Annotated in this window: 11 protein-coding genes; 1 reads left to right on the plus strand and 10 read right to left on the minus strand. The window is 54.4% G+C overall.

Annotated elements, in window-relative coordinates; genetic code table 11:
• Positions 1-6: 6 nt before the first annotated feature.
• From BUQ73_RS15625 to BUQ73_RS15660, 9 genes are all read right to left on the minus strand, one after another.
• Positions 7-1,137 carry an efflux RND transporter periplasmic adaptor subunit gene (locus BUQ73_RS15625; protein WP_079228737.1) on the minus strand — a complete coding sequence of 377 codons (1,131 nt, stop codon included), beginning with the start codon at positions 1,135-1,137 and terminating at the stop codon, positions 7-9.
• A 492-nt stretch (positions 1,138-1,629) separates the two neighbouring features.
• Entirely contained in the window at positions 1,630-2,358 is a 729-nt protein-coding gene (locus BUQ73_RS28090) for a hypothetical protein (protein ID WP_152031562.1), read from the minus strand.
• Complete coding sequence (locus BUQ73_RS15630; protein WP_079228738.1) at positions 2,348-3,421, minus strand: MsnO8 family LLM class oxidoreductase; 1,074 nt, start codon at positions 3,419-3,421, stop codon at positions 2,348-2,350. Before BUQ73_RS15630 ends, BUQ73_RS28090 begins: the two co-directional genes overlap by 11 nt.
• 2 nt (positions 3,422-3,423) lie before the next feature.
• Positions 3,424-3,900: a nuclear transport factor 2 family protein gene (locus BUQ73_RS15635; protein WP_079228739.1), complete on the minus strand. Its 477-nt coding sequence runs from the start codon at positions 3,898-3,900 to the stop codon at positions 3,424-3,426.
• 80 nt (positions 3,901-3,980) lie between these two features.
• A complete protein-coding gene (locus BUQ73_RS15640) occupies positions 3,981-5,042 on the minus strand; it encodes a nuclear transport factor 2 family protein (RefSeq protein WP_079228740.1) in 1,062 nt (353 codons plus the stop codon).
• A gap of 336 nt (positions 5,043-5,378) precedes the next feature.
• Positions 5,379-7,763 carry a membrane-bound PQQ-dependent dehydrogenase, glucose/quinate/shikimate family gene (locus BUQ73_RS15645; protein WP_079228741.1) on the minus strand — a complete coding sequence of 795 codons (2,385 nt, stop codon included), beginning with the start codon at positions 7,761-7,763 and terminating at the stop codon, positions 5,379-5,381.
• Positions 7,764-7,899: 136 nt separating this feature from the next.
• Positions 7,900-9,414 carry an aldehyde dehydrogenase family protein gene (locus tag BUQ73_RS15650; protein ID WP_079230569.1) on the minus strand — a complete coding sequence of 505 codons (1,515 nt, stop codon included), beginning with the start codon at positions 9,412-9,414 and terminating at the stop codon, positions 7,900-7,902.
• Between the two features lie 248 nt (positions 9,415-9,662).
• Positions 9,663-10,760: an alkene reductase gene (locus BUQ73_RS15655; RefSeq protein WP_079230570.1), complete on the minus strand. Its 1,098-nt coding sequence runs from the start codon at positions 10,758-10,760 to the stop codon at positions 9,663-9,665.
• 38 nt (positions 10,761-10,798) lie between these two features.
• Complete coding sequence (locus BUQ73_RS15660; RefSeq protein ID WP_079228742.1) at positions 10,799-11,305, minus strand: nuclear transport factor 2 family protein; 507 nt, start codon at positions 11,303-11,305, stop codon at positions 10,799-10,801.
• 189 nt (positions 11,306-11,494) lie between these two features.
• Here BUQ73_RS15660 and BUQ73_RS15665 point away from each other — a divergent pair, with 189 nt between their 5' ends.
• Entirely contained in the window at positions 11,495-12,457 is a 963-nt protein-coding gene (locus BUQ73_RS15665) for a LysR family transcriptional regulator (protein ID WP_192858657.1), read from the plus strand.
• An 81-nt stretch (positions 12,458-12,538) separates the two neighbouring features.
• Here the strand turns inward: BUQ73_RS15665 and BUQ73_RS15670 are convergent, their stop codons facing one another.
• Complete coding sequence (locus BUQ73_RS15670) at positions 12,539-13,888, minus strand: carbohydrate porin (protein WP_161492845.1); 1,350 nt, start codon at positions 13,886-13,888, stop codon at positions 12,539-12,541.
• Positions 13,889-13,900 lie beyond the last annotated feature (12 nt).

A 13,900-nucleotide genomic window follows, 5' to 3' on the forward strand; every position in this document is an offset into this window, starting at 1 on the left:
GACCTCTCAGTTTGCCGTCAAAGCGGTGTTTACGTGGACGTTCGATGCAGGCTGTCCTTCGACAACCGAGTCCGATTGAACGAACTGCAGCCCCTCGGTAATAACCCGCTCACCTGGGCGCACTCCACTGTCTACGAGCCATGCGTTCCCTACGGTTCGCACAGTCTCGAGATCGCGCAGCTCCACATGATTGTCGGCAGTGATTACCCATGCAGTCGCGACACCCCTACTGTCCCTGACAATGGCTTGCTGAGGCACCAGCATCGCGTTCTCCCGCACCCCCTCTTTCACCTGGGCATGAACAAACATTCCAGGCAAAAGAGCCCGTTCAGGATTGGGGAAAACGGCGCGCAAAGTCACCGAGCCGGTGCCTTGGTCAACACTCACTTCGGAGAATTTCAAGGAACCGGTTAGTGGGTAGGCACTGCCGTCATCCAAAGTGAGGCTGACCTCAGCCTGGTCTGTGCCGGAGGTCTTCAAATCACCTGATTTCATTGCACGCTTGAGGGCAAGGATGCGGGTGATGGGTTGAGTGACATCGACATAGATCGGATCGAGCTGATTGACCGTTGCCATAGCAGCGCTCTGGCCGTCAGTCACAAGCGCACCTTCAGTGACAGCGGATCGGCCAATCCGGCCAGTGATAGGTGAAAGCACTTTGGTGTACTGGACGTTAATGTCGGCTACACGCTTGTCGGCTTCAGCCTGCTTCCACGCAGCCACGGCGTCATCATGCTGTTGCTGACTTACCGCGCGAGCTTTCAGCAGACGCTCGTAACGCTCAGCAAGGTTACGTGCACTGCGCAGATTGGCCTCAGCTCGCGCTTGCTGAGCCAAATATGTCCGCGGGTCAATTTGATAGAGCTGCTGGCCCTGCTTGACCTCAGTCCCTTCTGTAAACAGTCGGCGCTCCAGAATGCCTGCAACTTGCGGGCGGACTTCTGCGACACGAAACGCGGATGTGCGTCCAGGAAGATCAGTGCTGAGGGTTAGTGGCGCCTCCTGGATCTCGTAATATCCCACTTTCAGGGCTGCGGGGCTCGCAGCTTGATCTTCCGCAGAATTACACCCAGCCAACAGCAATGCAGCAGAGAGAGGCAGTACCCCTAACGCGGCCTTGGAAAACGATCTGTTCATAAAAACTCCGCTACTTGACCACTTGGACACGCACGTGCTCGCACGAGCCTGGATGCCCAAGCTCGCATAGCCGGTCATGTAGAATTTTGGTGCGAATGATGATGTCGACAGGGGCTGAACCCAGGCGCCATCGCTTGGAGAGAATTCTAAGGCTCATCCTGACTTTAATTAATCAGGTAAAATTCCAGTCATTTCATCCCCAAATTCCAATATAGAATTCAGGCAGCACCCGGGCACGCGGATGCGATCAGCTGAGTGGTAGGCTGCCGAGTGGGAGCATGTAGGCGCTTGTCCTGCTCCGCAGTTAGTGCAGGAACCGGAGGATTTGGAAGGTGTTGAAAGGAATATCGAGTGCGAGGCTCTAGACTGCCTGGCGCGAGACCTCAATAGATGAGCCGCCAAGACTCGGATGTGGCTGCTGTTCCTCCTCTGTTCATCTTGGAACGCAAACCACATCTAACGCAGAGCCGCGCCCAGCAGGCTGGACTGTTTTCAAAGAGACGTATCACTGTAGCGGATTACCTGAGCAGCCTCGATGGAAGGCATCGATTGCCCGACATCATCAATCAGACGCATCTGTACCACGCGCACTCCAGCAGGGTCATTCATGATTGCGCTTACCACCGCATCGTATTCAGAACTTCCTTCGGGCGCAGTAACCTGAGCGGAGAGCTGAAGCACTTCATCTCCCAGAACGCGCCGTACTGAATCGCTGGCTCCAGTGAGTCCTCCAAGTTCTGCATGCACCCGCGCAAGGACACGGTTGGTTGACCAAGAAGTCTCGTAGCTTGACCTTCTGTTCGAGAGGATTGGCGTTTTGTCCAGAGCGATAAAGCGCGGCGCCCCCGGCGAAAACTCGATTCGCGTTTCATAGCTGATGATCGAGCCTTGCATTCGCGACGTCCCTGGCGCCTGGTAGGCAACAACCATGTTCAGCAAGCCATCCCCATTTTCTGCAGTCGAGTAATTTGAGTGGATGACGTGATGGGAGCTGATTTCATCAGGTATTGATGCAAACCAGGCCACAAGCGACTGATGATCATGGGCGAAGATATGATTCATCCTGTGGCCGGAGAGCTGAACGTTTGGATGAAATATATTCAGGTGTTCATTGAGATCACCTCCAGGCGCTTCCAGATAGGCGAACCAGCGATGCGCCAAGTGAAGCGCTACATGGTTTGACCTAGAGATGGGCTCAATCGGAAGAACATCAGGCCTCATGCACACCTTCCTTGTGTTCACTTAGCTGAGCGAACGTTACCCTTTGCGTCTCACTTTTCCTCAAGGAGCTGGTAATGCCAGTCAGAGCTTTAAGCCGAGACACCTCACCTGGCATCATGAGGTTGATCATTACCTCATCAGTACCATAGGCATCGGCCAGCTCACGTAGCTGAGCTACGACATGATCAGCTGTCCCATAGATGAGCCGCCCTTTGTTGCGCTCTCGGATCGCTAGCTCATCCGAAGACCAGCGATGTGCACGCGTAGTCTCGATCGATGGCACCCGATCAAAGGGGCTCGCGCTTTCTGCATAGGTAAGCCAGAGGTGGAAGGCAGCAGCATAATCCTTCGCCTCTTCTGGCGTTTCTCCGACAGCCACAAAGACCGCTACGACCACCGAAGGTGAATTTGAAAAGTCAGTCGGCTTAAAGGCTTGGCGATACGCACTAGCTGCATGCGGCCCATCGCCTCGAGGATTGATGAAATGGGCGAAGGTGAACCCCAAGCCGGCTTGCGCAGCGACTTCCGCCGTTGCGCCCGAAGCGCCTAAAACATAGGGCTGAGGCCTGTCGCGGGTTTCTGGATGAGCGCGCATGCCCTCATAACGCGAGTTGGGCGTGTGGTTACCGGTCACGAACCCGAGCAAATCGGCAACTTTGCGGCCATATGGGATCGACTCGCTTTTTTCATCATTGAGCGCCATGCTCGTACGTCTGTCAGCCCCAGGGGCACGACCGAAACCAAGGTCAATGCGGCCAGGGAACAACGCTTCAAGCAACTGGTAATTTTCTGCGATCTTCAAACTGCTGTAGTTTGGTAACAGTACCCCACCAGAACCGACCCTGATCGTCTTGGTTGCCGATGCGACACGCGACATGAGGATTTCAGGGGAATTACTGGCAGTCGCTGGAGCACCATGGTGCTCCGAGACCCAGAACCTTTTGAATCCGCTTTCCTCCGCGCACTGAGCCAGGCGCACGCTAGCCGCCAGCGCATCGACAGGGAGAAGCCCCTCATCCACCGGGGAATAGTCGAGAATGCTCAGCTTTAATGGCGTCAACATATTCACGCTCCTTCCGTTTGGCCGGATGCTTGCTGAGGGCTGCTCCGATCAGGCCATACCACTTCCAGTCGAGTACGCGTGATGCGCCATTCGCCATTGATACGTTTGTACTCATCGGCGTAGAGGCCCAGGAGCAATAATGGGTTTGGATCAGGCTTGGAAGCGGTTTCGAAGTCGATGAGATAGCAACGCCCCTCAGCAGTATCGGGCCCGGTCAACTTGATCCAATGGTTGGTGATCGCGTGCATGAAGGGGTAGCTGCCCTGCTGATCCCGGTCGTAGAGCTTGAAGGCGTCGTTCAGCCCGGCGCGAATCGCATCAATCCCTTCCATCTTTCCGACAGTAACCTCTACCACTGCATCGGCTGAAAAAACTTGGTCGAGCGCTTGGATGTTGTTGCTGTCCAGGTGATGGGCATAAAGGGTTCTGAGGTCGCGGATTTCTTCACGATCAAGAAGGCGTTGGGTAGCACTGTCCATGGTTGATTCCTCTAATGTTAGAACTGAGAAGAGAGCGCGAGATTCCCATCCACACTGGAAGCCTCGCTTAGTTGCGGTTATCAGGCGTACGTGACGCCAATTTCGAATTCAGGTAGCTCTGCGTGGGTAAACCAACCTGGCCGGTAATCGCTCCAGCAGATTCGCCACTCCCCATCATCCTCACGCCGAGCCCGGATCTGGTAGTGCGCGCCGTACAAAGGTTTGCCCTGCGTATCCAATGCCCTGTCGGGAATGATTCGAGCAACGATCATTCGCGCATACTGGCCATCGGGTTCGAACTCCACTCGCACGACATCTGCAAAGTGCTGCATCCAGGGCCAGAGGCGTCGAAAGCTTTTTAGCTGGCCAACGATCGCGTGCCGGCCCTGCAACGGCCCCAGAGGCGTGAAACCTCCTGCGGCGTCGTTGGTATAGCAATCAGTCAGCAAGGCAATATCCCCCTGGTCGATGGCGAAGGAGTATTTGCTATAGAGCTCGCGCACCGCTTGTTCTGGCTCATGTGGGATAACATCGCCTACATCCGCCCATGGCGAATCCAATTCGCTAACAATGGTTGGGGCACTTTCTCCTGGCTCCCAGCCGGTGTCCGCCGGCGGCTTGCGCCAGTGCTCAACCAATGCAAGATCACCCTTGCACCAGTTCACCCCAATGAGTGCGCGAGCCAGGAACCAGCGATCATCGTCATCTCGAGACTCAAACCGCAGTATCACCGTGGCCCCAAACAGAAAGCGCTTCTCTCCGTGCCCTAACAGGCCGTAGACATAGGAACTGCTGGCTGCTCGCCCGTCTCTCCCAACCACCGAGGCATGATTACTGGTGCGCATCCAGACCAACTGAAGAGCGTCCTCAAAGAGAAGCCGACGCCAGCTTTCTAGGCCTCTACCCTCTCCGTGCTGGCTACTCCTCAGTACCGCATCATCTGTCAACGAACAGTTCAGGCTCTGCCAGCTCCCATGTCTCCATCCATGGAAAAACTCATCACGCAGCGAAGCAATTTGACCTGCGGCTTTGAGCTTGTCGGACTTGGTCGAATGACTGCCGTCTGCACCTGGATACACCATCCCAGCGCTCCTCAGCTGTGAATTGCCTGAGCCGCTGTGCTCAGTAGAAAACTGTTCCATGGTTAACCTCGTCGGCTTAGTGAGTGCCGGAGATGGCGATACTCATAGGTACCTAGCCTTCTGCAGACCCGCTCGAATCAGTAGTGCCCCTACTTTAATTAGGAAAAGGCAAAAGATAATCAGGCTTTTGTTCCAGGCATTTGAGAATCACAGGATCGAATCGACCTGCTAAGGCTCAAAGAATGGGCGTATAGGGTTTACATGATGAAGCGGAGGACGACGCAAGGTCGTCTGCATGACGAGGGGTGGCTAGTCCTGGCTTCCCAGGCACGCGCAAACTGAGGGGGATTGCAGCGGAAAGTCCACCCCAGAAAAGGAGTGGACTCTCATGTATCTCTACTTCTTAGGAAGCGCGTAGGCAATCAGCAAATCGCTTCGATCCATGGAACTCCGTGCCCCTCCAGCACTGACAACAACGAACTGCCGGTTGCTCGACGGAGAAACGAATGTCATCGGAGTAGCCTGTGAGCCCACGGGCATACGTGCTTTCCAGAGCTCCTCACCAGTCCCCTGATCGTAAGCTCGCAGGAAATAGTCCTGAGTACCCGCGAAGAAGACCAACCCTGATCGAGTAGAGACGGTACCGCCGATAGTCGGCATACCTATCGGGAAAGGGGCTCGGACTTTCACTCCAGCGATTGCCGTGTCTTGAACAGTGCCAGCAGGCCGCTGCCAGATGATCTGGCGAGTATTCAGATCGATACCAGTGACGGTGCCATAGGGTGGAGCTTGGCATGGCACATCGATGGGAGAGACAAACGACGAGTTGGTCAGCACAAAAGGCGTCCCGCGCATAGGAGCAAACTCGGAATGCGGTTTGCCATTGCCGGCAATCTCGTGATGCTCGCTAGGTACAAGCTGCACTCGAAGCGGGATGCGAATGTCATTGACGACCATTGTCCCGGTATCTTCGTTGATCGACACACTCCCCCAGTTCATCCCTCCGAAGTTGCCCGGATGCTGCAAGCTTGCAGTGGTACCTGGAGGTGTGAACGCACCATCGTACCGCAGGGATTTGAATTGGATTCGGCACAAGAGCTGATCGTAGATGGTCGCCCCCCACATGTCGGACTCAGTAAGCTTCTCCTGACCGATGTAGGGCATACCCACTGAATGGGGCTGGGTAGGAGCGGTCTTGTCTCCGGCCAGTTCCTGCTGAGGCACACCGCGCTCGACCACATCGGCAATCGGCTTCCCCGTCTCCCGGTTGAGCATGAAAATGTTGCCGGTTTTGGTTGTCTGGATCAGCGCTGGGACGCTTCCGCCCTTACCGTCCGAGACGTCATACAAGGCAGGTTGGGCAGGGATATCGTAGTCCCAGATGTCATGGTGCACGGTCTGGTAAGCCCAACGCTCCCGCCCAGTCTTGTAGTCGAGAGCCACAACCGACGAAGCATAGCGATTCGCAGCATCCGTACGATGGCCACCCCAAAAATCGGGTGTTGAGTTCCCCAGCGGGATGAAGAGCAGGCCACGTTTCGAATCGTAGGCGGCCGTCGACCACATGTTGGGCGTACCGCGGGTGTAGGTCTGCCCCTCCGGTGGATACTTCGTGATCGCCGGGTTACCCAGATCCCACGCCCACTCCAATGCGCCGGTCGCCGCATTAAAGGCCCTGATAACACCCGAAGGCTCATTGGTTTCCAGGTTGTCATATACCCAACCGCCAACTACCAGCAGATTACCCGCTACCGTGACTGGAGACGTACCCATATAGTACGTAGGCTTGATCTCACCCATGCCTACTTGCAGGCTAACCTGCCCGTTGCTGCCAAAGCTCTGGCAAAGCTTACCGGTCTTGGCATCTAGGGCGATCAATCGTGAGTCGAGCGTCGAAAGGATCACGCGCTGGGGGCAATCCTGTACAACAGCCGAAGCGTTTCGCACAGTGTCCGATACTTCAGTCGCGTCGTAATAACTGACGCCACGGCAACGATTCCAGACCTTTAGGTTTTCCACCTTCGCATCGTAGCGCCAGATTTCTTTACCGGTATTTGCATCGACGGCAAACACTTTGTTCAGCGGTGTGCAGATAAAGAGAGTGTCACCGACCTGTACGGGCGTGTTCTGGTTTTCAGAACCAACGTCTGCTATCTCGCCAGTACGGAACGTCCAAGCGACTTCCAGGTTGGACACGTTCTCTGGAGTAATTTGCTCAAGCGGTGCGAAACGCGTCCCTGTCGGAGTGCGCCCGTAGTGCTGCCAGTTGCCGTTCACTGCTGAGTCTGATGCTCCACCAGCCAAAGGTGGACGCGCGGTGCCTTTGATCACTCCGTGCGGGAAGAACATTGCAACAAAGCCGGCAACCAACACAACTGCTGTCAAGCCGGCAGCCCCTCCCCACGCCCTCCTCCTGCCCACAAATCCCACCTTAGGGGCCAGCAGGCACACGGGGACGAGAAGCAGCAGGATACCCGCCAGTCTTGGCACTAACGGCCAAAATTGGATACCTACTTCGTAAATTGACCAAAGGATGGTAGCCACCGTCAGGAGCAGATAAGCCCAGACCCCTAGCTTACGTCTTTTGAAGAAGCCATAGGAGGCAACCGCAAGAATCACCCCAGTGAGAAGGTAAAAGAAAGAACCACCCAGCCAGGCCAGATACAGCCCACCAGCCAAAAGAGGCAGGGCGAGCACAAGCAGTAGCCCACCGAACCAAAGCGGTAATTTAGACAGATTCAAGGAATTCACTTCATCAGTGACATTTTTCTGGAATTGCATTTTTGCGCACCTATTATTTTTTTAGCGCTTACAAGCCTACGCAGCAATGGCCTCAGGGCTCACCAATGAAGTGATGAAGCCTGGAGCCCATCGCCGTCTAGTCGTGTTGATCTTTATCAATCACTGCTAGCTGCATTCAGCTCTTGAGCAGCACCGCTACGGATTTCGTCTCGGTGTAGTGCTCGAGGCCACTGAGGCCCATTTCCCGGCCGATTCCGGATTCTTTAAAGCCACCGAAAGGCAGGGAAGGATCAATCTGGTTATGACTGTTCACCCAGATAATTCCTGCACGGATGCGTGCAGCGAGTGCATGCGCCTGACTGACATTTTGAGTCCAGATGCTGGCTGCCAGACCGTACTCTGTGTTGTTAGCCTCGCGGGCCAGGTCGTCCAAGCTCTGAGTCGAAATTTTCATCGCTGAGATCACTGGGCCAAAAATCTCTTCGTGGTAGACGGTCATACCCGGCTTTACGTCTGCCAACAGTGTCGGCTTATAGAAAAAGCCATCGCCGCCTACCTCACTTGCCCCACAGACGACTCTCGCGCCCTCACTTACTCCCGCCCGAACGAGATCGCTCACACGCCCAAGTTGACGCTGAGAAATCAGGGGGCCCAATTGTGTAGCGCGATTGAGTCCGTGCCCAAGCTTCATTTGTGAAACGAACTCAGCCACGCCGTTGATGACGTCATCGTAGACATCTTCATGGATATAAAGCCGTGAACCCGCTGTACATGCCTGGCCACTGTTTAGCATCACCGCCTGGGCGACACCAGGGATCGCGGTGGATAAGTCGGCATCAGGGAACACAATGACTGGGCTCTTGCCGCCAAGCTCAAGCGTCACTCGTTTGAGGGTTTTTGCGGCTTCTGCAGCGATCGCTTTACCTGTTGCCGTACTGCCCGTGAACGCAATTTTGTCCACTAGAGGACTGTTAACCAGCGCAGCACCGCAACGTCCGTCGCCGGTGACTACGTTCAGCGTCCCAGCAGGCAAGCCGGCTTCCTCGCAGATGGCGGCCAAACGCAAAGCGGTCAGCGGGGTATCTTCAGCGGGCTTGAGCACAATTGAACAACCGGCAGCCAATGCAGGCGCCAGCTTCCAAGCAGCCATCAACAGTGGGACGTTCCAGGGAATAATCTGGCCCACCACCCCCACAGGCTCATGGGTTGTGTAAGCATGCCACTCACCGGCTAGCCCCACCGGCACCGACAACCCATTGAGTTTGGTGCACCATCCCGAGTAGTAGCGGAAATGCTCTGCGGAGTTGCGAACGTAAGCGTCCTTGACGATTCCGTAAGGGGAGCCTTCATCAAGTACCTCGAGCTCCGCTAGCTCCTGCGAATATTTGTCGATCAGATCTCCAATTCGCCAAAGCACCTTGCTTTTCTCCGACCCAGAAAGCTTGCGCCACGCTCCAGTATCGAAAGATTTGCGAGCGGCGAGAACCGCCTTCTCCACGTCCGCTTGGTCACCATCAGCCACTTCGGCGATGATCATTCCAGTGGCGGGGTCGAACACCTTTCTTCTCTCACCGCTCAGGGCGTCACTCCATTGCCCACCAATGAAGAGTCGATGGGCTTTTCCCAAAAAGCTGGTGGTCTCAGGCGTGATGTCTGGACGTGAGAGGTCGATCAAGTTCTGCGCAGGCATAGCGTCTTGCTCCGGCTCTAGAGGAATCAAGGAAACCTCATGTTGTAATGTGGGTGCCGCTACCGAACCTAAACAATCTTGCGATGCTTGGCCAATGGAAAAAGTGCCACCATCGATACATAAAGCGCATCGCTGGCGCTACCCCCACAATGCCAAGGGTGGGAGCCCTCGAAAATGAAAAAAGGCAGTGGGCCACAAGACACCACCGCCTTTATTCTTAAGCCTGTCCAGCCTGAGACATTCGCTCGTCAGTCGTGCCCACCGTAAGGCGGATAGTCGATGTACCCTTCATCTCCTCCCCCGTAGAAAGTCGCCCGATCAAACGGAGTGAGCGGTAGCCGCCGCCTAAATCGATCAACCAAATCAGGGTTAGAAATGAACGGACGTCCAAACGCAGCGAGATCTATAAGCCCTTCCTCAAGCATAGTTTGCGCGGTTTCCTGAGTGAGCGAGCCGGCAAACATCAATGTACCCTCGTAGGCGTTTCGGAACTCTCGTAGAAAGTCACGATTCATCAGGTTTCCACAAAGGGAGTCCTGGTCGCTAAGGTGGAGGTACGCAAGATTTCGCGAGCTCAGCGCGGCAGCAGCGGCCAACCACGTTTCGCGCTCATCGGAAAATGCCGGCATCGCAGACAAGCGACCAAACGGGGCCACCCGCAGCCCAACACGGTGGCTGCCGATCGCGGCGGAGATCAGATCGACTGTCTCAAGCAGGAATCGCAACCTGTTCTCAATGCTACCGCCATACTGGTCTGTGCGAGTGTTCAATCCGCCATTGATGAACTGCTCAAAGATATAGCCATTAGCACCATGGATCTCGACCCCATCAAAACCTGCGAGGATCGCATTTTCAGCTGCGTTGACGAAATCTTGCGACACCCGAGCAACCTCTGCCGTGGGCAGAGCACGCGGCCGTGTGACTTGAACCTGACTCGGTTCGCCATCGGCGTTGTAACCGTAGCATGTTGTGCTCTCTGCCAAGGTATCAACTGAAGAAACCGGATTGTCCCCGTTAGGCTGTAGGGAGGTATGAGAGATCCGGCCGACATGCCAGAGCTGGATGAAAATCTTACCGCCCAGTTCGTGAACTTCGTCGGTGACATTCTTCCAGCCCGTCACTTGCTGCGGGGAGAAGATACCTGGGGTGAAAAGGTAGCCCTGCCCCTCTTGAGAAATCTGAGCACCCTCAGTGATGAGCAAGCCTGCACCGGCTCGCTGACGGTAGTACTCAGCGGTACTAGCATTCGGCACCGTATCCTTAGCCCTTGATCTAGTCATTGGCGCCATGACGACGCGGGAGGTCAATGGAGTGCCAGCAAGATCATATGGAGTTAGCAGCGTCATCTTATACCTCAGCGGATTCATGCAATGGTAAGCGAGGCTTACCAAGACTCTTTTTTGAAAGGTGCTTCAACCCAGCCCTTCGTCCAAGGTGATGACTGCTCGATAGTCCCTGTCATGGATTGGAAGAGCCACTCACCGTTCACCTTGACCAAGTGATCCGTGTAGTTACCGGCGAGTAAGAACGCTTCGCCCTCAGAGTCGGCCTTTTCGTTTCGCATGGTCAGCAGACAGACAAGATTGAAGTGAGCGACAGCTCGATCACCTTCGGCGCTAAGTTCAATACGTGGGGCGAATATATCGTGCTGACTCCACGAAATACCACGACTCAAATTCTTACAGTGCTCTTTAATTGCACGCTGACCGCGAACATCACCGCCCACACCTTTAATAATCCACTCCCCGTCCTCGGCAAAGAGTCCGGCGACTTTTTCAGGATCGTAGCCATTATCTAAATGGTAGGCATATCGAAATTTCAGTTCTTTGATTTTTTCGCGGTCTTCGAGCCGTTCAAGACGCTGCTCGAGACTAAAGTGTTGTGGCGACATAGGTGGCGTTTCCTTGTTGTTATTGGTAATCCAACAATGTGCATCCTTGATCAACGCGTTTGGCCCACGGCTTGACGGAGCAGACCGGAAGCGCCTAGCAACCCTAGCCACCCCTGCGATGTTTGACTAATAGCGTTTTTTGCTTTATTGATACGGAAAACGAATCACGAATACAAATATCAGAATGCCATGAATATTTCAGCTGCCAGCCCGAACCCGAAAACCTACAGCCTTTTCAAGCGGTTAAAGTATCGACACCTGCACATGCTGGTGACCCTAGGCAACTGCCAGAACCTGCATAGAGCTGCCGAGACACTCAATATGTCTCAACCCACCCTCACCCGCATGCTGCAAGAAGTGGAAGATGCATTTGGCTGCGCGCTGTTTGAACGGCAACCCCGAGGCGTTGTGACCACTCCCGTTGGCGAAGAGCTTTTGAAATTTGCCCATTCAGCGCTCAATAGCCTTGATCGTTGTGTAGAAGATCTGACGGCTAGAGCCGAGGGAGGCTACGGTCATCTAGCTGTAGGAGTTGTGATGGGAAGCGCGCTAGATCGAGTCGTATCAACCATCGCCACCATGAAGAGTGCCTCGCCCCACCTGGGAATCAGGATGATGAGCGACACCAGCGATCTGTTGATCGAAATGCTTGAGCAGGAGCGATTGGATGTTGCTATAGCGCGCCTTGGCACTCCTAGCGACCGCTCCAGGTTTGAATTTGAACCACTTGGTAATGATCGTTTGGTTATGGCAGTCCGAAGTGGGCACCCCCTTGCAACCCACTCACCTGCGAAGATGGAGGAGCTCATTCAGAAATGGACGTGGCTGTTGCAGCCCGCGGCAAGCCCAGGTCGCAAAGCCGTGGAACGCTGGTGGGCTGATCAAGATCTTTTGCCTCCGTCAAAGACGATCGAGTGCTCCTCGATCTGGGCGATGCTCCAGCTTGTTCAGCTTACAGATGCGGTCATGGTGCTCAGCGAAGCTGTGATTCATGACCACGTTCGAACAGGTCTCGTCACCGTACTGAAGGGCCATGTCATCGAAGGATTACCGCCTTATGGCATCATCCTTCGCAAGGGCATGGTGAGAAGCCGAGAACTCCAGGGTTTCTTAAGTCATTTGCACCAAGCCGCTCATCTCAAGGCTAATTGATACGAGAGTCAGGGCAACCTGACAAGAACGGCGCTCAGCTACCCTGACTCAGCTCAGCGTTAGCAGAGCGTTAGCAGAGCGTTAGAAACTCGCTCTGACCATCAGGCCAAGCAGGAAGGCATTGTCTACCTTCTCCACTGCCCCTGGATGGACTATGTATTGCAGGTTAGGACGTACGGTTAGCCAGTTTGTCACCTTTACACCGTAATAGATCTCACTGCTGTACTCATCGGTTTGTATTGGGGTGTAGCGCGGATCATTGTAATCCGTGAGATGGTTGTACATGTTGATATGACGTTGGTGCTCTGTGACATTCGAGGCGACACTTAGACCACCAACCGCCACCCCCAAGGCATCATTAGGCCGGGAAGAGAGCGGGCCATTGATGATAAGTCCAATGTTGTAATGTCTGGCTACGAACCCTGTTTCCCGATCGTTCCAGAATCCTTCTGAGAACACCTCAATCTTGCGATTTGGATCCTCAGCAACATACCCTACCGTTTGCCGTGCAACATACCACCAACCTTTACGGCCACGATGCGATCGATAGCGGGCATCGGGTTCAAGCGCATGCTCTTGGCCATCACCGTTGTAGCGTAGGTCGTCTGCATCAGTGGTGTTGTAGAAAGCTCCAACCCTCAGCTCAGCAGGAAAACCAAACAGCGCACTTTTCGGTGTCCAGATAGCCTCGACTGGGATGAGAGCCCCGTCCGCTCCGCTCATATTCATCTTGAAGGCGTTATCATTTTCTAAAAGAGTCGGATTCTGTTCGAATATACCCATTTGAAAAGCTAACTCGTCGAGCGATTGATACTTGACGGCGGCCGCCCACTGGCCGATAGGGAAATTGTACCAATCATCACCGTGCCAATTTCCGCCCGAGTTCCCACAGAAAATCAGGTTCTGAAAATCACAATCAAACTGACCAAACTCTTCAGGGCCGAAGCGGCCCATTCGGAAAAATGAGTTAGGTTTACCCAGACCCCTTTCAAGATAAAGCTGAGACAGCCGGGTAACGCTACCCCGTCCATATACGTTTTGTGTCTGGGTCAAAGAGCCTGATCGCGGATCGGTCAATCGCTCTTTAGCTAATTCTTCACCGTTACGGTCGATAAAGGTCACGACAAACTTTAATGACGGCAGAGCAAACAGCTTGTCGAGATCCGCGCTAGCTGAAACCATGTATTGATCAGCGTACGCAAGCTTTTTGTCCTTATTAAAACCGCCATGGGCATTAAATGAGCTATCACTCCGATAGTTAAGATCAAAATCCAAACCGCGCTCATGTAAGTCGTTCCTGACTCCACCCCAATCCCCACCCATCCAGGGTGAGGCATTTGAATCGGCAGCACAGCCAATGCTCGGATGAGAAAAAAGCAACACGCAGGCAGCACTTGCGCACACACTGTAAGGCGCAGAAGTAGAGGTCATATTATTTCCCTT

It is taken from the genome of Pseudomonas putida (assembly GCF_002025705.1).
Lineage (GTDB): Bacteria > Pseudomonadota > Gammaproteobacteria > Pseudomonadales > Pseudomonadaceae > Aquipseudomonas > Aquipseudomonas putida_J.